A 20,195-nucleotide genomic window follows, 5' to 3' on the forward strand; every position below is an offset into this window, starting at 1 on the left:
TCCTCGATCCAACCGCCGCCACTGCCCGCCATAAATGGCGTGGCCGGCAGTGCCTCCCGTCTACTCCGGGAACCCGCGAAATTGATAAGACAAGGCTTCACAGAAGTTCGCACTCGACCACATGCCAATAGGGTCAAAAACTTCTTGCACTACGGGCGGCAACCACAGAAGCAGCCTGTTAGGGGCGGGCAGTTCTTCGTACGTTCCTGCCATTTAGGAGCAGGATGTATATTTCGTTATTGCCTAACGCTTCGTTATCCAACGCGGTAGTTAGGACTTTCCCGGGTGATCTGCACGTCGTGCACGTGGCCTTCCTTGAGGCCTGCTCCGGTGATCCGCACGAACTGGCAGTTGCGGCGCATCTCGTCGACGGTGGCGCAGCCGGTATAGCCCATGGCAGCGCGCAGTCCTCCGACGAGCTGGTGGATCACCGTGCTCGACGCGCCCTTGTAGGGCACCTGGCCCTCGACGCCCTCGGGGACCAGCTTGTCGCTGGCCGCATCCGCCTGGAAATACCGGTCGGCAGAGCCGCGCGCCATCGCCCCGAGGCTGCCCATGCCGCGATAGGACTTGAACGACCGGCCCTGGTAGAGGATCACCTCGCCTGGCGCTTCGTCCGTCCCGGCCAGCATCGAGCCGACCATCGCGCAGGAGGCGCCCGCAGCGATCGCCTTGGCGAAATCGCCCGAGAACTTGATGCCGCCATCGGCGATCACCGGCACGTCGCCAGCGGCCCCGGCGCATTCCATCACAGCCGTCATCTGCGGCATGCCGACCCCGGCGACCATCCGCGTCGTGCAGATGCTGCCCGGCCCGATACCCACCTTGACCGCGTCGGCGCCCGCGTCGATCAGCGCGCGCGTGGCCTCGGCGGTGGCGACGTTGCCGGCGACGATCTGCACGTCGTTGGACAGTGCCTTGAGGCGCTCCACGGCCCGGGCCACGCCGTCGGAATGGCCATGCGCGGTGTCGATCACGATCATGTCCACGCCCGCCTCGACCAGCGCCTGGCTGCGCTCGAACCCGGCATCGCCCACGGTCGAGGCCGCGGCGACGCGCAAGCGCCCCAGATCGTCCTTGCAGGACGTGGGGTTCAGCACCGCCTGTTCGGTGTCCTTCAGCGTCAGCAGCCCGGTCAGCTTGCCGTCGGCGTCGGTGACCAGCAGCTTCTCGATGCGGCGCGCCTTCATCAGGCTCTTGGCCTCGTCACGGTCGGCGGGTTCGCGCAGCACCGCAAGGCGGTCGGAGGTCATCATCACGCGCACCGGCGTCGCGTCATCCTCGGCAAAGCGCATGTCGCGATTGGTGACGATGCCGACGACGCGGCCGGCCTCGTCGATCACCGGAAAGCCGGTGACGCGATAGCGCGCCTGCAGGGCCTTGGCATCGGCAAGCGTCTGATCGGCGCGCAGGGTGATGGGATTGTAGACGATGCCCGATTCGAAGCGCTTGACGCGGCGCACCTCGCTGGCCTGCTGAGCCATGGTGAGATTGCGGTGGACCACCCCGATGCCGCCCGATTGGGCCATGCTGATGGCCATGTCCGATTCGGTCACGGTGTCCATCGCCGAGGACAGCAACGGGATGTTGAGGGCGATGGACCTGGTGACCCACGTCCGGGTATCGGCGCTGCTGGGCAGCACGTCCGATGCCGCGGGTACCAGCAAAACATCATCAAAGGTGAGCGCCTCGCGAATCTCCATTCCGGTTCTCCATGGATCTCTCGTTTGGCATGTCCCTATTGCACGGATGGCGCCCCGGTGAAAGGCCCTTCTGGGCGGGTGCAGCGCGATGACACGCCGTCACGTCTGCATGCGCGCCTCTGGCGCGACGCGGGTGCGGGCGGCAGGATGCGGGGTGGATGCAGGAAGATGCGAGGTGCCGCGATGACCAGAGTGTTCAGCCTTCTCGCCGCGGGCGTCCTGATCGCCGGGCTGGCGCAGGCCGACCCGGCGCGGTGGCGCCCTGAATGGCCCGAGACGAATTTCGCGCGCACCAGCATCCATGATTGGTCCGAGATCATCTCGTGCGGGCCGCCCAAGGACGGCATCCCCGCCATCGGCGCCCCAGGCTTCCTGCGCGCCGGGGACGAGCGCCGCATCGGCGGACGCGAGCCGGTCATCACCGTCGAGATCGATGGCCGGACGCCGCGTGCCTATCCGATCCGCTACATGACATGGCACGAGATCGTGAACGACCGGATCGGCGGCGTGCCCGTCGCCGTCACCTTCTGCCCGATGTGCAATTCCGGCATGACGTTCGACCGGCGGGTCAAGGGCCGGGTGCTGAGCTTCGGCGTGTCGGGCAAGCTACGTCATTCCGACATGATCATGTATGACCGGCAAACCCAGAACTGGTGGCAGCAGGCGATCGGGCAGGGCATCGTCGGCGAGATGACCGGGGTCGAGCTTCGATCACTGCCAAGCTGGATGGAAAGCTGGGATCAGTTCCGGTCGCGCAACCCGCAAGGTCTGGTGATGGCAGAGCCCGATCATGACCGTGCCTACGAGCGCAACCCCTATGCCGGATATGACAGCTCGCGTCAGCCGTTTCTCTATCGCGGCGAGGACCCGCCGCACGGCATTCCGCCGCTGGCGCGCGTGGTGCGCGTCGGCGACCGGGCGTGGCCGCTGGCCCGTATCCGCGACGCGGGCGGCGTTCGCGAAGCCGGTGTGTCGATTTCTTGGCAGCCGGGGCAGGCTTCGGCGCTGGATGCCGGCATCATCGAAAAGGGGCGCGACGTGGGCATGGTGCGAGTGCGCGACGTGCAGGGGCGCGACGTGCCGCATGACGTGATGTTCGCTTTCGCCTTTCACGCCTTCTGGCCGGACGGCACCTGGATGGTGCGCTAGGACGCGGCACCGTCCGCGTCACCCACGGGCTCGACCCGAGGATCTCTCGTCAGGCCCGTGGAGTACAATGTCGGGTCCCATGAGGAGATCCCGCGTCTTTGAAGGCAATGACGTACGCTTCCCCGCGCTTGACTTTTGCCGTCTGCGCGGTCATACGACGATCAACCGACGTTTCCTGCCGCGTGAGCAGCACGGTCCCCGCACACCGGGGCGTTCCTTATGAAATGTCGCGGATATGTTCCCGAAATCACGCGTGGGGCCAGACACCTGTTTTGCGGTGCACGGGGCATGCGGTCCCTTTCATGCGCGCGGGTGCAACCTCGACGACAGGGTGCGGCCCAGACCGGCGCGCCCCGAAAGGATACGATTTGAACCTCTTCGACGAAATGGGCCTGCCCCACACGCTGACCCGCAAGCTTGGCCAGACCGGCATCACCGAGCCGACGCCGATCCAGACCCATGCCATCCCGCATGCCCTCAACGGCCATGACGTGATGGGGCTGGCGCAGACCGGCACCGGCAAGACTATGGCGTTCGGGCTGCCGCTGCTGACCGCGCTGATGGAGGAACCGGGTCAGCCCGTGCCGAAATCGGTGCGCAGCCTGATCCTCGCGCCGACGCGCGAACTGGCCGCCCAGATCCGCGACGCGCTGCTGCCGCTGGTCAAGGACAGCCCCATAAAGATCAACCTCGTGGTCGGCGGCGCCTCGATCAATCCGCAGATCAAGCGGCTTGAGCGCGGCACCGATATCCTCGTGGCGACACCGGGACGGCTTCTCGACCTGATCGACCGGCGCGCGGTGCGTCTGGATGCCGCGAAGTTCCTCGTGCTGGACGAGGCCGACCAGATGCTCGACCTCGGCTTCATCCACGCGCTGCGGCGGATCGCCGGGCTGGTCGCGCCCGAGCGCCAGACGATGCTGTTCTCGGCCACCATGCCCAAGCAGATGGAAGAGATCGCCGGGTCGTACCTCAAGAACCCGAGGCGCGTCGCTGTCAGCCCGCCGGGCAAGGCCGCCGACAAGGTCACCCAAGAGGTGCATTTCGTGGCCAAGGCCGCCAAGCCCGACCTGCTGATCGAGTGTCTAGCCAAGCACAAGGACGAGCTGGCGCTGGTCTTCGGCCGTACCAAGCACGGCTCCGACAAGCTGGCGCGCAAGCTGGAACAGGCCGGGTTCGCGGTCGCCGCGATCCACGGCAACAAGAGCCAGGGCCAACGCGAGCGTGCGCTTCAGGCGTTCCGCGACGGGCGGGTCAAGGTGCTGGTGGCCACGGATGTGGCGGCCCGCGGCCTCGACATCCCGGACGTGAAGCATGTCTACAATTTCGAGCTGCCCAACGTGGCCGACAATTACGTCCACCGGATCGGCCGCACCGCGCGGGCCGGGCGTGACGGGGCCGCCATCGCGTTCTGCGCACCCGAGGAGATGGGCGAGTTCAAGGACATCCAGAAAATCCTGGGGATGACCATCCCCGTGGCCTCGGGGCGTCCGTGGGAAGTGCTGCCCGATCCTGCGGCCAAGAAACCCGCCGGGTCGGGCGGGCCGCGCCGGCGTGGCGGCGGCTTTGGCGGTGGCGGCGGCGGGGCCGGCAAGCCGCAGGGCAAGGCCGGCGGTCGGCGGCGGCGCGGCGGCGGTGGCGCGCGCGCCAACGCGGCCTGACCATCTGGGCGTGCGGCCTGAGCGCCGTTCAGGCTGCAANGGCCGGCAAGCCGCAGGGCAAGGCCGGCGGTCGGCGGCGGCGCGGCGGCGGTGGCGCGCGCGCCAACGCGGCCTGACCATCTGGGCGTGCGGCCTGAGCGCCGTTCAGGCTGCAACCGGGGCGCGTTACGCGGCGTGACGCGCCGCAGCGATTTGGGTATTTGCGGGATTGCCGGGATAAAGCGCGCTGAACACGCGTTGGATCGCCTGCTCGCGGGGATGCGGTGGCGGTGCTGTTCGCCGTCCGCTCCGGGCGGTCCCGCCGGATCGCCTAGCGCTGATCCGGCGGGGTCGCTTCGGTTGCCAGTTCCTGCGCCATCTCGTCGAGACCGCGGACCTGCGTCTGTTTCTCGCCCAGGCGGCGGACCGACAGCGTGCGTTCCGCGACCTCGCGCGGGCCGCAGGCGAGGATCACCGGCACCTTGCCGACGGAATGCTCGCGCACCTTGTAGTTGATCTTTTCGTTGCGGGTATCGGCCTCGGCGCGGATGCCGAGGGCGGTCAGCCGCGCGACGACCTCCTGCACATAACTATCGGCCTCGGAGATGATTGAGGCGACGACAACCTGCCGCGGCGCCAGCCAGAAGGGCAGACGGCCCGCATGTTCCTCGATCAGGATGCCGATGAACCGCTCGAAGCTGCCAAGCGTCGCACGGTGCAGCATGTAGGGCCGGTGCTTGGCCCCGTCCTGCCCGATATAGGTGGCGTCGAGCCGTTCCGGCAGGTTCGAATCCACCTGCAGCGTGCCGCATTGCCAGTCGCGCCCGATGGCGTCGGTCAGGGTGAATTCCAGCTTTGGCCCGTAGAATGCCCCCTCGCCCTCGAGTAACTCGTAGGCGTAGCCTGCCGCCCGGCACGCATCGCCAAGCGCCTTTTCCACGAAATCCCAGCTTTCGTCGCTGCCGATGCGTTTCTCAGGGCGTGTCGACAGCTTGATCGTCCAGTCGTGGAAGCCGAGATCGGCGTAGATCCGCGAGAGGAATTCGATGAAGCGTGCGGTCTCTGCCTCGATCTGATCCTCGCTGCAGAAGATGTGCCCGTCGTCCTGCACGAAGCCGCGCACCCGCATGATGCCGTGCAGCGCGCCCGATGGCTCGTACCGTGCACACGACCCGAATTCGGCCATGCGCAGCGGCAGGTCGCGATAGGATTTCAGGCCCTGGTTGAAGATCTGCACGTGGCAGGGGCAGTTCATCGGCTTGAGTGCGTTGACGGCCTTTTCGCGGGCGTGTTCCTCGTCGACCTCGACGATGAACATGTGATCCTGGTACTTGTCCCAGTGTCCCGACGCCTCCCACAGCTTGCGGTCGACGACCTGCGGCGTGTTCACCTCGACATAGCCGCCGCGGCTCTGCTGGCGGCGCATGTAGTCCTGAAGCGTGGTGTAGATGCTCCAGCCATTGGGGTGCCAGAAGATCTGGCCGGGGGCCTCTTCCTGCATGTGAAAGAGATCCATCTCGCGCCCCAGCTTGCGGTGATCGCGGCGCTCGGCCTCTTCGAGAAAGTTGAGATAGGCCTTGAGCTTGTCGCGGTTCTGGAAGGCGACGCCGTAGATGCGTTGCAGCATCGGGCGGCTGGAATCCCCGCGCCAGTAGGCGCCCGCCACGCTCATCAGCTTGAAGGCGTCGGCGGGGACCTGTCCGGTATGCTGCAGGTGCGGGCCGCGGCACAGATCCTGCCAATGCCCGTGCCAATACATGCGTAGCGGCTCGTCGCCGGGGATCGCATCGATCAGTTCGACCTTGAACGGCTCGCCCTGCGCCTCGTAATGAGCGATGGCCCGGGGACGGTCCCAGACCTCCGTCGTGACCGGATCGCGGGCGGCGATGATTTCCTTCATCTTCGCCTCGATCCGGCCGAGATCCTCCGGGGTGAAGGGCTCTGCCCGGTCGAAATCGTAATACCAGCCGTTCTGGATCACCGGGCCGATGGTGACCTTCACTTCGGGCCAGATTTCCTGCACCGCGCGAGCCATGATATGCGCGAGATCGTGCCGGATCAGCTCGAGCGCGGGGGCCTCGTCCTTCATGGTGTTGATCGCGATGGCGGCATCGTGCGACACAGGCCATTGAAGATCCCAGTGCCGGCCGTCGACATGCGCCGAGATCGCCTTTTTCGCCAGCGAGCCGGAGATGTCCGCGGCGACCTCGGCCGGGGTCACTCCGGCGGGGTAGCTGCGGGCATTGCCATCGGGAAATGTCAGGGAGATGTCGGTCATGGGTCCGGCTCCTCGTCGGTTCGGCGCCTACGAAACGCCCGGTTGCGGGTGAGACCGCCTAATGCCCGCGGCGGAACACCGCGTCAAGAGGGCCTGGGGCGGTATACGACGGTATGGAAATAACCCGCTGACACCGAAAGAAAAACCGTTGGATCCGTCGCGAATGAAGGCTATACCGTCGTTCAGGGCGCGCGACGGGCTTGCGCGCGGAACCGCACATCAATTCAGCAAGGGGGACTGCACCATGCCGGGCTACAACTCCAACTTCCATCTGTCGGTGTCGGATATCGACCTGATCGAGGCGGCGCTGCAACAGCAGCGCGCCAATCTTTCGGAGCGCGTGGTCAAGCCCGGTGCGGCTTCTCCGTCGGTGGCCGAAGACGCGGCGGAGGCCGACAAGACGCTGCGCCACATCCACGATCTTCTGGGTCGGCTGCACAACCAGAAGGTGTTCTACCGCCCGCGCCGCGGCGCCTATATCGGCGGCTGAGGCGCGCGACAGAACCCGTTTGCGCCGCGGCGATGGCTTGGGCATGATCGTGCGAAACCATGCAACGGGGGTCGCATGCCGTCATCCTACCTGACCACACCTGAAGGCCGCAGGATTGCCTACAACGACAGCCCTGGAACCGGGCCGGGCTTGGTGTTCCTGGGCGGGTTCAAGTCCGACATGGAGGGCACCAAGGCGCTCTGGCTCGAAGACTGGGCGCGCGATGCGGGCCGGGCGTTCCTGCGGTTCGATTACTCGGGGCACGGGCAGTCGTCGGGCGCTTTCACCGACGGGACGATCGGCGGCTGGGCCGCGGATGCCCGCGCGGTGATCGACGCAGTCACGACCGGGCCGCAGATCCTCGTCGGGTCCTCGATGGGCGGCTGGATCGCGCTGTTGCTGGCGCGGGCGATGCCGGACCGGGTGGCGGGTCTGGTCACCGTCGCCGCCGCACCGGATTTCACCGAGGATTCGATCTGGGCCGGCCTCGATGCGGACCAGCGTGAGACGCTCATGTCCGAAGGGCAGGTGGATCTGCCGTCGGATTATGGCGAGCCGTACACGATCACCCGCCGCCTGATCGAGGACGGGCGCGATCATCTTGTCCTGCGCGCGCCCCTCGATCTGCCGTTCCCGGTGCGCCTCCTGCAGGGCACCGATGATGCGGATGTTGCGCAGTCGGTGGCTCTTGCGCTGCTGGATCATGCAACTGGTCCGGACATGCGGCTGCTGCTGGTCAAGGGCGCGGATCACAGGTTCTCGGATCCCGACTGCCTCGATCTGATCGGCACGGCGATCGCGGATGTTACGACGCGCGCCCTGTCTTGACCTTCGCGGCCGCGCGGCGCAGACCTAGCGCAACCTGACCGCCAACCCGGAGCCGCCCCATGACCGACCCGCTTTTCATCGTCCCGTCCGCGCCGCAGGTCCCCGTCGCGGGCGAGCGCGCGGGATACCCCGTGCGGCGCATCTTCTGCGTCGGGCGCAACTACGCCGCCCATGCCGCCGAGATGGGCAACGAGGTGGACCGCGAGGCACCGTTCTATTTCACCAAGTCGGCGCAGGCGATCTGCCCAAGCGGCGCCGATATCGCCTATCCGCCGGGCACCAAGGACTGTCATTACGAGATGGAGCTGGTCGTGGCCCTTGGCGCCGATGCCTTCCGCGTGACCGAGGCGCAAGCGATGCGCGCGGTGCTGGGCTATGCCTGCGGTATCGACCTGACCCGGCGCGATCTGCAGGCCGCGGCCAAGGACAAGCGCCGGCCGTGGGACCTGGGCAAGGATTTCGAGGCCTCGGCGATCATCGCCGAGATCACCCGGAAGGAGCAGTTCGGCGACCTCGGCGACCAGGCGATCCGGTTGTCGGTGGACGGCGTGCTTCGTCAGGACGCGCATCTGTCGGACATGATCTGGTCGGTGCCCGAAATGATTGCCGACCTCTCGCGCTATTACCATCTGGCGGCTGGCGACCTCATCTATACCGGCACCCCGGCGGGGGTCGGGCCGGTCGCGCCCGGCAACGTCTTGCTGGGCGAGATCGAAGGGCTGACCCCGCTGCACCTGACCGTGACCTCGCCGGAGTGACGCCGGCGTGACGGGGTGCACCGCTAGGAGGCGGGGCCGGGGCGCTCCTTGACGAAGCGCGGCAGGATCACCGGCAGCGTGGTCAGCGACAGCGCGGCGGTGGTCAGGAACATCACGTCGCCGCCCCAGCGGTCCGAGACTGTGCCGGCGATCCCCGGGCCCAGCACGCTGCCGATGGCCACCGCGATCAGCGCGGCGGTGAAGCTGCGCGCGGGCATCTGCGGAAAGAGGCGCTCTGACCAAAAGGCGAGGATCGCGCTCATCATCATGACGAAGACCCCCTGCATCCCCGCCGACAGCACCAGCCCGGGCCACGAGGTCGGCACCAACGCCACGAGGCTCAGCGACAGGGCCGAGCCGAGCAGCAACAGCCGCAGGAGCGCCGAGAGGCCGACGATTCCCTTCAGGCGTCCGGTCGCGAGCCCGAGCAGCCCGAAGATCCCGTAGCAGACGAACATGATCGCCGGGGCGCTGGCTGCTGGCATTCCGGGCACGCCGCCCGCCTGCGCGATTCGGTCCGCGGCAAACGACAGGTAGATTGCGGTGGTGATCCCGAATGACAGCGCGATCGCGTAAAGCGGCATGGCTGCGGGGTGCAGCAAGGTGCCCCACGGCTCCTGCGGGGTGCTGGCGCCGAGCGGGCCGGACGGCTCGCGCAACGCCACGACATTGGCCAGAAGCGCCAGCGCGCTGGCCACCCCGAATGCGCCCCAGGCGATGCGCCATGGCAGACCGATCAGGCTGACGGCGATGGCGGTGGCCCCGGCGGCCGCGATCCCGAGGCTGGTGCCGGTACTGATGATCGCCAGAGCCGAGGGGCGCGTCTCGTCAAGCAGGCGGCGGCTGACGATGCTGTTGAAGGGGGTCCATGCGAAGCCCGCGCTGGTCATTGCCAGCACGATGCCGAGCGTCAGCACCGGCACGGTGGTGGCGCCCGAGACCAGCGCGGTCCCGGATGTGGCCAGCCCCAGCCCCAGCAGGACCGGCGGGCGCGGCCCGGCGAGCGCCAGCGTCGCATAAGCGGCCACCAGCCCGACCAGCATGCCGAAGAACCCGAGGCTGGAAATCAGGCCCGCGACCTCAGTCGAGAGCGCGAAATCATCCCGGAACTGCGACAGGAACAGCCCGAACCCCATGCGCGCCGGCCCGTAGGTGATCGCGGTGGCGGCAAAGCCCGCGGCGGAGAGTTTCCAGAATGATGCCATGGCACACCTCTGTCGGGGTCGGCGGTCGGATCGAGCGCATTCCCTGCGACATTGGTCCGAGCTTTCGCTGTTTCAACGCCGCCTGGCCGCGGTCTGCTGTCCCGGCCTTGCATGTGCCCGATAAAAAACGCGGCCCGGCGATGTCACCGGGCCGCGTCTTGTTGTCCGTGGCACTTCCGGGGCGATGCAATTCCGCCCGGGGAGCGCGCCCTAGCCGAGCAGCCGGCGGGCGACGACCTGTGCTTGGATCTCGGCCGCGCCTTCGAAGATGTTGAGGATGCGCGCGTCGCACAGGATGCGGCTGATGGAATATTCCAGCGCAAAGCCGTTACCGCCATGGATCTGCACGCCGTTATCGGCCGCGGCCCACGCCACGCGCGCGCCCAGTAGCTTGGCCATCCCGGCCTCGAGATCGCAGCGGCGGCCATTGTCCTTTTCCCAGGCCGAGAAATAGGTCAGTTGCCGGGCGATCATGATCTCGACCGCCATCATCGCCAGCTTGCCGCTGACCCTCGGGAAGGCGATCAGCGGCTTGCCGAACTGCTTGCGGTCCTGCGCGTATTTCATGGCCACGTCGAGCGCGGATTGCGCGACGCCCACGGCGCGCGCCGCGGTCTGGATGCGGGCGCTCTCGAACGTCTCCATGAGCTGCTTGAAACCCTTGCCCTCTTCCCCGCCCAGCAGGTTCTCACCCTTGACGTGGAAATTGTCGAAGGCAAGCTCGTGTTCTTGCATGCCGCGATAGCCCAGCACCTCGATCTCGCCGCCGGTCATGCCCTCGGTGGGGAAGGGGTTGTCGGCGGTGCCCGGCGTCTTCTCGGCGAGGAACATCGACAGGCCGCGGTGATCGGTGGTGTCGGGCACGGTGCGCGCCAGCAGCGTCATCACCCGGGTGCGCATCGCGTGGGTGATCCAGGTCTTGTTGCCGGTCACCTTCCAGTCGCCGTTCTCGTCCTTGACCGCGCGGGTGCGCAGGCTGCCGAGATCCGAGCCGGTATTGGGTTCGGTGAAGACCGCCGTCGGCAGGGTCTCGGCGCTGGCGATCTCGGGCAGCCATTTCTGTTTCTGCTCTTCTGTGCCGCCGGCGAGGATCAGTTCTGCGGCGATCTCGGACCGGGTGCCGAGCGAACCCACGCCGATATAGCCGCGGCTGAGTTCCTCGGAGACGACGCACATCGACGCCTTCGACATGCCGAGCCCGCCATATTCCTCGGGGATGGTCAGACCGAACACGCCCATTTCCGCCAGCTCGTCGATGATCGCCATCGGGATGAGCTCGTCCTTGAGATGCCAGTCATGCGCGTAGGGGTTGATCCGGTCGATGGCGAAGCGGCGGAACTGCTCGCGGATCATCTCGAGCTCGTCGTCGAGGCCGCTATGGCCCACGGTGATCTCGGCCGAGCGTTCCTGCATCAGCTCGACCAGACGGGTTCGCGCTCCTTGAGTGTTGCCGGCCTGCATCAGCATCGTCGCCGCCGCGGTCATCGTCAGCGCGGCGTCGTCGGCGGCAAGGCCCATGTCCTGCAGGCGCACGATCTCGCCCTGGTTCATCTGGATGCCACCGGCGATCTGGTTGAGGTACTCGCCGTAGGCGATCTGGTGGATCAACTGCTCGGGCTCGCCGAAACGCTCTTGCAAGTCAAGGTTCCGCGCCCAGTTCTGCATCTGGCGCAGGGATTCGACATAGGTTGCCAGCCAGGCCAGCCCGTGTGCGGCGGTCTGGTGCGCCTCGATGGCGCTGCCCGAGACGCGCCCGTCGACCGTCACCATTTCGGCCACCGACTCCTTGGCCTTCGCCAGCAGTGTCTCGGCGGGTTGCAGCGCCGCGGCGGTCAGCGCCAAAAGGTCGCGCAGGATGACCGGCTGGGTCTGGGCGATGTCCTGTCCGTCATGCATCGTTCGAATCCTTTCTCCGTTTCGGCCCTTTTATCTATTTCGCAAGTGCAGCACAACAATTATGCCAAATGTCGCAGGTTTTTGTTCTAAAGTTGCGTGCCATTTTCCGATGCAGCTTGGCCGGGGCCGTGCTAACCATCCGCCATGGATATGATTTTCGACGGTGTTTCGCAATGGGGGATGGTCTTCGCCACTGGGCTCGCGCTGTGCGCGGGCGTGGTCAAGGGGGTCGTCGGCTTTGCGATGCCGATGCTGCTGATGGCGGGGCTGAGCGCGGTAATGGCACCCGATCTGGCGCTGGCGGGGCTGATCCTTCCGACGCTTGCCACCAATACCTGGCAGGCGTTGCGCGAGGGGCCGCGCGCCGCGCTCGCCTCGATGCGGCGCTACGCGGTGTTCCTGGTGACCGGTGCGCTGGTGATGGCCGGCTCGGCGCAGCTTGTGCCGGTGCTGCCGCCGGCGATGATGTTCCTGATCCTCGGCATCGCCATTACGCTTTACGCGGTCGCCACGCTGCTGGGGCGCGGTCTCCACGTCGCCGCAAAGGGCGGGCGCCGGGGAGAGGCGGCGATGGGCGCGCTGGCCGGTCTGTTCGGCGGGGTGTCGGGCATCTGGGGCCCGCCCACGGTGGCGATGCTGACCGCCCGCCAGACCGAAAAGCGCGAGCAGATGCGCGTGCAGGGGGTGATCTTCGCGCTCGGTTCCGTGTTGCTGCTGTTGTCGCATCTGGGCTCGGGCGTGCTGCGCGCCGCGACGCTGCCGCTGTCGCTGTGGCTGATGGTGCCGGCGATGGCCGGGGTCTGGCTGGGATTCTGGTTGCAGGACCGGCTTGACCAGGCCGCGTTTCGCAACGCCACGCTGTGGGTGCTGCTGATTGCCGGGGCGAACCTGATCCGCCGCGGGCTGGTGATGTGACGCGCTTGGGAAAGGGCCCGTGCGCGGCTGACGCATTCCTTCCGGTGCGAGCCTTACGCTCGTGCAGGGGCCGACCACAGCATCAGGTCAATCAAACGTTTGATATGGTCATGGTAGGCTTACCACCAGGCTCCGACTAACAACGTTGTTGCAGGGTGACCGGCTGAAAGCGTAGAATACTTTCATTTTTGAAGGAGAGGATGTTGGAATGAAAATGTATGCTGTCGCCACGATACTCACGCTATCCTGCACTTCACTTTCAGCACAACAGCTGGATATGGACTTCCAGATTGTGGAGGATAACCAGGCAGCTGGATGTTTCGGAGCCAGGGTTCAGGGGCTTGATCCGAACGGAGATGGCTTCTTGGCCGTTCGCTCGGGGCCGGGGACGAATTACCGCAAGATCGACGAATTGCACAATGGTGACGGCGTTCGCCCATGTGCCCAGAGAGGCAAATGGTGGGGCGTGTATTACGGCAATCCCCGCCGTAAAGGCTGGGTTCACGGAAACTGGTTGGGGGGATGGGCAGGATAGCGTACCAGCAAGAGGAGTTGTCCGAGATCCCCGAAGCGTCTTCGTTCAGACCGACAGATTGACTGCCCTTGAGGAAAAAGTCTCGGACTTCCGGCCCTTATGTCCAGGCTCGACTGCATCGATTTATCAACCAATTGCAAAGCCCTGCCGCGCATCCCGCGACACGTCTGTGTCTCCAAAGCTCTAATCGCATGGAATGCGTCAGTGCGCGGCACGGACCCATTGTGATTCCCGGCAGGTTTGCGGCCCAATGACGCCCGCACGCAACGTCAGCCGGCGTGCGTGCCCTCTTTCTTCTTCGACGAGGACTCCGCGTAGATCACCAGCGGTGCCGCGTCGGAGGTCACGGCCTCTTCGTTGACGACGACTTCTTCGACGTTTTCCAGCCCCGGCAGGTCGAACATCGTGTCGAGCAGGATATCCTCGAGGATCGAGCGCAGACCGCGGGCGCCGGTCTTGCGCGCGATGGCGCGCTTGGCGATCGCCTTCAGCGCATCCTCGGTGAAGGTCAGCCTGGCATCCTCGATCTCGAACAGGCGCTGGTACTGCTTGACCAGCGCGTTCTTGGGCTGCGTCAGGATGGTGATCAGCGCATCCTCGTCAAGATCCTCGAGGGTCGCGAGCACCGGCAGACGCCCCACGAATTCCGGGATCAGGCCGAATTTCAGCAGGTCCTCGGGTTCGAGATCGGTCAGCACCTCGCCGACACCGCGCTCGTCCTCGGAGCGGACATCGGCGCCGAAGCCCATCGAACTGCCCTTGCCGCGCTGCGAGATCACCTTGTCGAGACCGGCGAAGGCACCGCCGCAGATGAACAGGATGTTGGTGGTGTCGACCTGCAGGAATTCCTGCTGCGGATGCTTGCGCCCGCCCTGCGGCGGGACCGCGGCGACGGTACCTTCCATCAGCTTCAGAAGCGCCTGCTGCACGCCCTCGCCCGAGACGTCGCGGGTTATCGAGGGATTCTCGGACTTGCGGGTGATCTTGTCGACCTCGTCGATATAGACGATGCCGCGTTGCGCGCGCTCGACATTGTATTCCGACGATTGCAGCAGTTTCAGGATGATGTTCTCGACATCCTCGCCGACATAGCCGGCCTCGGTGAGGGTGGTGGCGTCGGCCATGGTGAAGGGCACGTCGAGGATCCGCGCCAGCGTTTGCGCCAGCAGCGTCTTGCCGCAACCGGTGGGACCGATCAGCAGGATGTTGGACTTGCTGAGTTCGACATCGCTCTTGCCGGAATTGTCGAGGCGCTTGTAGTGGTTGTGCACCGCGACCGACAGCACGCGCTTGGCGATCGCCTGGCCGATCACGTAATCATCAAGCACCTTGCAGATGTCCTGCGGCGTCGGCACCCCCTCGCTCGACTTGATGCCGGAGCCCTTGGTCTCTTCGCGGATGATGTCCATGCAAAGCTCGACGCATTCGTCGCAGATGAACACTGTCGGCCCGGCGATGAGCTTGCGCACCTCGTGCTGGCTCTTGCCGCAAAAACTGCAATAGAGCGTATTCTTGCTGTCGCTGCCGGAATTGTTCGCCATCACGTACCTTTCAGACCCTGTGCCGCGGCTCGCCCGTGCGGCCCGGTCGGGGCCTTTCCTTTGTCTTGCATCTAGTTCCGCAGCTTAAGTCAGGCAGGGGAACACCACAATGCGAAAATGCCTGACCGTCGCGCGGGCCCGTCACCGGTTATTTATCTTCGTCCTCGCCCTTGGTCCGATTGCTCACGATTTCATCGATCAGGCCCCACTCCTTGGCTTCAGCGGGCGACTTGAAATTGTCGCGCTCAAGCGCCTCTTCGACGATCTCGATGGTCTGGCCGGTATGGGCGACGTAGATCTCGTTGAGCCGGTCCTTGAGCTTCTGGGTTTCCTTGGCATGGATCATGATGTCGGTCGCCTGCCCCTGGTAGCCGCCCGAGGGCTGGTGCACCATGATCCGGCTGTTGGGCAGCGAAAAGCGCATGCCCGGCGCGCCGCCGGCGAGCAGAAGGCTGCCCATCGACGCTGCCTGTCCGACGACCAGCGTGCTGACATTGGGGCGGATATACTGCATCGTGTCGTAGATCGACAATCCGCTCGACACCACGCCGCCGGGGCTGTTGATGTACATGCTGATATCTTTTTTCGGGTTCTCGGCCTCGAGGTGCAGAAGCTGGGCGATGATCAGGCTGGACATGCCGTCATGCACCGGGCCGCTGAGGAAGATGATGCGTTCCTTCAGCAGGCGCGAGAATATGTCGTAGGACCGCTCGCCGCGGCTGGTCTGCTCGACGACCATCGGCACGAGGTTGTTCATGTAGGTTTCCATAGGATCATTCATCGTGGCCTGCCTGCTTTGCTGCCCGGGGCGTTGCGTCCGGTTTTCATGATCGGCCGGCACTTGCCGACCTGCGCGTTGCTGCGGAGTCTTAGTGTTGCGTCCGAGGGCCTGCAAGGGCATCGCATCAATTTGTGCCGCGCAACCGGGCGGCCGCGCCCGCTTGCGCGCCCCGCTCGCGTGTTTTTTTACCGCCATTGCGGGGCTTGCTTTGCAGCCCGGCACGAAACATCTTATGAGATGTGCAAGGTTCACAGAGAGATCACCCGCGATGCCCCTTCCGGTCCTCGACGACAGTATCAAAGAAGAAGAAATGGATCGCATGGTCGAGAACGCGACCACGGCGGCGAATTTCCTCAAGGCGATCAGCCACGAGGGGCGGCTGATGATCCTGTGCCACCTGGTGTCGGGCGAGAAATCCGTGACCGAGCTGGAAGAACTGCTATCGGCCCGGCAGGCCGCGGTGTCGCAGCAATTGTCGCGTCTGCGGCTTGAAGGGCTGGTGACGACGCGACGCGAGGGCAAGGCGATCTATTACCGCCTTGCCGACGAGCGGCCGCGCCGCGTGCTCGAAGTCGTGTACGAGTTGTTCTGCGCCCCGGACGACGCCACCGACGGCGCCACGCGGGACGCCGACGGCGACGATCGAGGCTGATCCGGGCTCAGGCGGCCTTCACGGTCTTGTCCACGGCATAGGGCGCGAAGGCGTCATCGACCTCGGTGTGGTTGACGTGGTTGGCGTAGTTGCTCACCGTCTTGACGGCGAGCGCCAGGATGATTTCCAGCACGTGCTGGTCGGTATAGCCCGCATCCTTGAACGCCTCGGCCTCCGCCTTGGTGGGCAGGCCGCGCGTCTCCCACATGTGGTGGGTGAACTTGCGTAGCGCCTCGAGCTTGGGATCCGATAGCGGCTTGCCGTCGCGCAGCGTCTGCGTGTGCTCTGCAGAGAGTTTCGAGACGTTGATCGCCAGCATCGAATGCGCCGCCGTGCAATAGTCGCAGCCATTGGCCAGCGAGATGGTCAGCAGCACGGTCTCCTGCTCGGGCGGGGTGAAGTTGTCCTGCGTGCGGAAATGCTCGTAGCCGTGCAGATAGGTCGACAATACCCCCGGGTTGATGGCCATGGCGCGATACATGTTGGGCACGAAGCCCAGTTTCTCGCGCGCCTCGTCAAGCAGTTCCTTGGCGAGACCCTCGGCCTGATCGTCGGTCACCGGCGTTGCGTCGATCTTGTATTCGGCAGACATGGAAACCTCCTGTGTTCGTTCCACCGGCAACGTAATCGCTCGGCTGCGCGGATGTAACCGCGGGATCGGTCACCTCACCGTGAAGCCGGCGTGACCCGGGGCGACCCGGCCAGGTCCGGGGGGTTTATTTCGCGCCGCCCCTTGCACGTCGTGGCACGAAAGCGCCATCTGCACGCGAGACGGATGACCCGCTTGCAAGGGACTTGGAAACTTGGACTATCTCTTTCTGCTGGCCGGATTGATCGGGCTTTTCATAGGCGGCGAGTTCCTGGTGCGCGGCAGCGTCGGCCTGGCCCGGCGCATGGCGATCCCGCCCTTGTTGATCGGCCTGACGGTCGTGGGCTTCGGCACCTCGACGCCCGAGCTTCTGGTCTCTGTCGAGGCGGCGTGGCGCGGCGTGCCGGACATCGCGGTCGGCAATATCGTCGGGTCGAACATCGCCAACATCCTGCTGATCATCGGCGTGTCGGCGCTGGTCTGGCCGATCAAGGTGATGGGCGCGACGCTGCGCCGCGACACGGCCGTGATGATGGCGGCGGTGCTGGTGCTGATGCCGATCTTCGCGATGAGGGAAGTGGGACGGCTGTCGGGCGCGCTGCTGGTGGCCGGTCTGGTGGCCTACCTCGTGTGGGCCTACCTGCGGCCGGGGATCGTCGCGCTCGAGGAAGAGGGCGTGCCCGCGCCGTCCTCGGTTCTGGTCTCGTCGCTGTGGGTACTGGGCGGTCTCGTCGCGCTGATGCTGGGCGCGCGGTTCCTCGTGGACGGAGCGGTGGCGATCGCGCGCGGCTACGGCATATCAGAGGCGTTCATCGGTCTCACGATCGTCGCCGTCGGCACCTCGCTGCCCGAGCTTGCGACCTCGCTCATCGCCGCGCTGCGCCGCCAGTCCGAGATCGCCATCGGCAATATCCTGGGATCGGGCATCTTCAACGTGTTGGGCATCCTCGGCCTGACGGCGATGATCACGCCGATCCCTGTGGCGCCGCGGTTCCTGGGTTTCGATCTGCCGGTGCTGATCGCTGTGTCGCTGCTGCTGGCCGTGCTGCTGGTGATGCGCCCGGTGATCGGGCGCGGCGTCGGCGTGACGATGCTGGTCGCCTACGCGGCCTATATCTGGGCGGCGCAGGGCTGAGGCGCGCGCCGCCTCAGTGGCCGTAAAGCGCGAGGTATAGCCCCGCCAGCCCGACGAGGATCAGGCTGAGCGCCCAGACGAGGTCGAGGTTGAACCACGTGCGCGACAGGAACTTCAGCCCCAGCCAGAAATAGATCACCGCGGCGATGACGCCCCCGGCCAGCGTCATGGCGAGAGTATGCGCCGCGGCCACCACGACGGCAGAGCCGATATTGCGCCCCATCAGGTCGCGCGCGGCGGCATGGCCGGCCTCGCCCGCATCCACGCCGCAGATCCCCAGATAGATCGGCACCAGCATCAGCCCGGCCCCATGCGCCATCGCGGCGAGAAACGACCACAGCATCAGCTTCGACGGATGCACGCGGGCGAGGATCCTCGGGTGCCGTCGATTGATCAGAAGGTAGACGCCCGCGGCGATTACCAGCGTGGCGGCGCCGACGCGGATCTCTGTCTGCCAGTCGAGCAGCACGGTCAGCATGGAAAACGGCAGCAGGATCGCCAGCATCGCCAGCAGATGGCCCGCCGCGAGCGCCCCGAGCGCCTTGACCAAGGCGCGGCTCCGCCCGTCCATCAAGCCGGCGGATACCGCAAGCGGCCATCCCATGCCCGGATTGACGCCATGATAGAGCCCCGAAAGGATGACGGCCCCCCAAAGGGCCGTCATCGTGCCCGCGTCGAGCCCCATTCAGACCTCAGACGTTCGGATAGCAGAAACTGTCGGTCGAGCAGTCGCCCCCTTCAAGCCGGATCTGGTGGGCGCGGTAGCCCTTGGGGAAATCGACGTAGAAATCGGGGTCGAGCGTCAGCCCGCCCCCCTCGCCAACATGCGCCATCACCATCTGCCCGCCTTCGTCGTCGGGATAGAACTGGCTGTCCCATGTGGAATAAAGCGAGTTGGTCCAGTAGACGCGCTTGCCGTCGCGGCTGATCTCGACCATCTGCGGGCCGAAGGCGAACTCGCCGCCGCCGGGATGCCTGGTGCCGCGCGCGATGCCGCCGAGCTCGACCTTGCCGGCAAGCTTGGGGTTCATCGGGTCGGTCACGTCGTACTGGTGCATCTCGCCCAGGCCCCAGCAGGCGACATAGAGGTACTTGTCGTCGAGGCTGAGATCGATGTCCGTCACCAGCGGCGGCACCGCCTCGAACCCCTTTAGCAGCGGCGGCAGGTTCTCGGGCTTTTCCGGGCGCGGGTCGATGGTGATGGTCTTCTTCGACTGCCACGTGCCGTCCTCGCCGCGCCACCAGGTGAAGATCGCGCCCTGCAGGTTCGTGGTGTCGACCACCACGCCGCAGAAGCCGTAGGATTTCTTCGGGTCATGGGCAGGCCGGATTTCCAGCGCCATCTGGTACTGCTCGCCGAAATCCATGGTCTGGATGTTCTTGCGCCGGCGCAGATCCCAGAAATGGATCGAATGCCCGTACTTGTTGGACAGCAGATCCTCGGCCACGAGGCCGTTCTCGTATTGCGGCGGCAGGCCCCACTCGGAGCTGACCATGTAATCCTGCGGCAGGTTCCACCAGAAATCGTAATGCTTGTCCTGGCGGCCGCGGTCCATCTCGTACTGGCCGATGATCTCGAAGGTCTCGCAATCCATGATGAAGATGCCCGGCGGCCCGTCGGTGCCGTCCTTGCCGCCGCCGCCAAGGGTCGAGACATAGATCCCCTCGGGGCCGCAATGGATGGTGTGCGGGCGCGAATAGCCGGTCTTGGCGAAGACTTCCTCGGGTTCGATGGTCTTGTGGATTTTCAGGTCCAGCGGGTCCTTGGTGTCGATCACGTAGATCCGCGAGGACCGGATGCCCGGAACGATCAGGTAACGCCGTTCCAGAAAGGCGTGCCCCGACAGCGGTGACAGCGAGGCCGAGCAGGCGTTCCAGCCGAAATGGTGGAACTCGTCGCCCGTGTTGGGCATGATCAGCGTGTGAACGATGGTGCCGTAGCTGTCGGAGTTCGGGTCGAGGCTGACGACGGCGATCCCGTCTGGCTGGCTGCCATCGGGGCTGAGCATGACGGTGAAGCCGTAGTTTTCCGCGGGCGCCCGCATGGCGAGCTGCGCGGTGGCATGAAATGTCGGATCGGGTCGCAAGGTCATGATGTCC

General features: G+C 65.7%; 18 protein-coding genes. 9 read left to right on the forward strand and 9 right to left on the reverse strand.

Going from position 1 to position 20,195, the window contains the following annotated elements; genetic code table 11:
- Positions 1 to 254 precede the first annotated feature (254 nt).
- Entirely contained in the window at positions 255 to 1,703 is a 1,449-nt protein-coding gene (gene guaB, locus V8324_RS08345; RefSeq protein ID WP_336419474.1) for an IMP dehydrogenase, read from the reverse strand.
- Between the two features lie 183 nt (positions 1,704 to 1,886).
- Between guaB and V8324_RS08350 the strand changes: the two genes are divergently transcribed.
- Together V8324_RS08350 and V8324_RS08355 are read left to right on the forward strand one after the other, a co-directional pair.
- Complete coding sequence (locus V8324_RS08350) at positions 1,887 to 2,852, forward strand: DUF3179 domain-containing protein (RefSeq protein WP_336419475.1); 966 nt, start codon at positions 1,887 to 1,889, stop codon at positions 2,850 to 2,852.
- 386 nt (positions 2,853 to 3,238) lie between these two features.
- Positions 3,239 to 4,513: a DEAD/DEAH box helicase gene (locus tag V8324_RS08355; protein WP_442970496.1), complete on the forward strand. Its 1,275-nt coding sequence runs from the start codon at positions 3,239 to 3,241 to the stop codon at positions 4,511 to 4,513.
- A 310-nt stretch (positions 4,514 to 4,823) separates the two neighbouring features.
- Here the strand turns inward: V8324_RS08355 and thrS are convergent, their stop codons facing one another.
- Positions 4,824 to 6,770 (reverse strand): threonine--tRNA ligase, encoded by a 1,947-nt coding sequence (thrS, locus tag V8324_RS08360; RefSeq protein ID WP_336419477.1) that lies wholly within the window; start codon positions 6,768 to 6,770, stop codon positions 4,824 to 4,826.
- Between the two features lie 244 nt (positions 6,771 to 7,014).
- On the opposite strand from thrS, the gene V8324_RS08365 reads away from it, so the two are divergent.
- The 3 genes from V8324_RS08365 to V8324_RS08375 all read left to right on the forward strand — a co-directional run bounded on the left by V8324_RS08365 (position 7,015) and on the right by V8324_RS08375 (position 8,846).
- Complete coding sequence (locus V8324_RS08365; RefSeq protein WP_336419478.1) at positions 7,015 to 7,260, forward strand: hypothetical protein; 246 nt, start codon at positions 7,015 to 7,017, stop codon at positions 7,258 to 7,260.
- A 75-nt stretch (positions 7,261 to 7,335) separates the two neighbouring features.
- The gene (locus tag V8324_RS08370) at positions 7,336 to 8,088 is read left to right on the forward strand and encodes an alpha/beta fold hydrolase (RefSeq protein WP_336419479.1); all 753 of its coding nucleotides are present in this window, start codon (positions 7,336 to 7,338) and stop codon (positions 8,086 to 8,088) included.
- 59 nt (positions 8,089 to 8,147) lie between these two features.
- Positions 8,148 to 8,846, forward strand: coding sequence for a fumarylacetoacetate hydrolase family protein (locus tag V8324_RS08375; RefSeq protein ID WP_336419480.1), 699 nt, complete (start codon positions 8,148 to 8,150; stop codon positions 8,844 to 8,846).
- Positions 8,847 to 8,869: 23 nt separating this feature from the next.
- On the opposite strand, the gene V8324_RS08380 is transcribed toward V8324_RS08375, so the two are convergent.
- Positions 8,870 to 10,051, reverse strand: coding sequence for an MFS transporter (locus tag V8324_RS08380; protein ID WP_336419481.1), 1,182 nt, complete (start codon positions 10,049 to 10,051; stop codon positions 8,870 to 8,872).
- A gap of 210 nt (positions 10,052 to 10,261) precedes the next feature.
- Positions 10,262 to 11,947 (reverse strand): acyl-CoA dehydrogenase family protein, encoded by a 1,686-nt coding sequence (locus tag V8324_RS08385; RefSeq protein ID WP_336419482.1) that lies wholly within the window; start codon positions 11,945 to 11,947, stop codon positions 10,262 to 10,264.
- A 144-nt stretch (positions 11,948 to 12,091) separates the two neighbouring features.
- Between V8324_RS08385 and V8324_RS08390 the strand changes: the two genes are divergently transcribed.
- Positions 12,092 to 12,862 carry a sulfite exporter TauE/SafE family protein gene (locus tag V8324_RS08390; RefSeq protein WP_336419483.1) on the forward strand — a complete coding sequence of 257 codons (771 nt, stop codon included), beginning with the start codon at positions 12,092 to 12,094 and terminating at the stop codon, positions 12,860 to 12,862.
- Between the two features lie 208 nt (positions 12,863 to 13,070).
- Positions 13,071 to 13,397 carry an SH3 domain-containing protein gene (locus V8324_RS08395; RefSeq protein WP_336419484.1) on the forward strand — a complete coding sequence of 109 codons (327 nt, stop codon included), beginning with the start codon at positions 13,071 to 13,073 and terminating at the stop codon, positions 13,395 to 13,397.
- A 269-nt stretch (positions 13,398 to 13,666) separates the two neighbouring features.
- Here the strand turns inward: V8324_RS08395 and clpX are convergent, their stop codons facing one another.
- Together clpX and V8324_RS08405 are read right to left on the reverse strand one after the other, a co-directional pair.
- Positions 13,667 to 14,938, reverse strand: a complete 1,272-nt coding sequence (gene clpX, locus V8324_RS08400; protein WP_336419485.1) for an ATP-dependent Clp protease ATP-binding subunit ClpX — start codon at positions 14,936 to 14,938, stop codon at positions 13,667 to 13,669.
- 148 nt (positions 14,939 to 15,086) lie between these two features.
- Positions 15,087 to 15,719 carry an ATP-dependent Clp protease proteolytic subunit gene (locus V8324_RS08405; RefSeq protein WP_336419486.1) on the reverse strand — a complete coding sequence of 211 codons (633 nt, stop codon included), beginning with the start codon at positions 15,717 to 15,719 and terminating at the stop codon, positions 15,087 to 15,089.
- A 268-nt stretch (positions 15,720 to 15,987) separates the two neighbouring features.
- On the opposite strand from V8324_RS08405, the gene V8324_RS08410 reads away from it, so the two are divergent.
- Entirely contained in the window at positions 15,988 to 16,371 is a 384-nt protein-coding gene (locus V8324_RS08410; RefSeq protein ID WP_336419487.1) for a metalloregulator ArsR/SmtB family transcription factor, read from the forward strand.
- 7 nt (positions 16,372 to 16,378) lie between these two features.
- On the opposite strand, the gene V8324_RS08415 is transcribed toward V8324_RS08410, so the two are convergent.
- Positions 16,379 to 16,963 carry a carboxymuconolactone decarboxylase family protein gene (locus V8324_RS08415; RefSeq protein WP_336419488.1) on the reverse strand — a complete coding sequence of 195 codons (585 nt, stop codon included), beginning with the start codon at positions 16,961 to 16,963 and terminating at the stop codon, positions 16,379 to 16,381.
- Between the two features lie 211 nt (positions 16,964 to 17,174).
- Here V8324_RS08415 and V8324_RS08420 point away from each other — a divergent pair, with 211 nt between their 5' ends.
- On the forward strand, positions 17,175 to 18,095 hold the full coding sequence (locus V8324_RS08420) for a calcium/sodium antiporter (RefSeq protein WP_336419489.1): 921 nt from the start codon (positions 17,175 to 17,177) through the stop codon (positions 18,093 to 18,095).
- 13 nt (positions 18,096 to 18,108) lie between these two features.
- Here the strand turns inward: V8324_RS08420 and V8324_RS08425 are convergent, their stop codons facing one another.
- The gene (locus V8324_RS08425; RefSeq protein ID WP_336419490.1) at positions 18,109 to 18,780 is read right to left on the reverse strand and encodes a hypothetical protein; all 672 of its coding nucleotides are present in this window, start codon (positions 18,778 to 18,780) and stop codon (positions 18,109 to 18,111) included.
- 7 nt (positions 18,781 to 18,787) lie between these two features.
- Complete coding sequence (locus tag V8324_RS08430) at positions 18,788 to 20,188, reverse strand: selenium-binding protein SBP56-related protein (protein WP_336419491.1); 1,401 nt, start codon at positions 20,186 to 20,188, stop codon at positions 18,788 to 18,790.
- Between the last annotated feature and the right edge of the window lie 7 nt (positions 20,189 to 20,195).

The organism is Roseovarius sp. D22-M7 (assembly GCF_037083785.1).
Classification (GTDB): domain Bacteria; phylum Pseudomonadota; class Alphaproteobacteria; order Rhodobacterales; family Rhodobacteraceae; genus Roseovarius.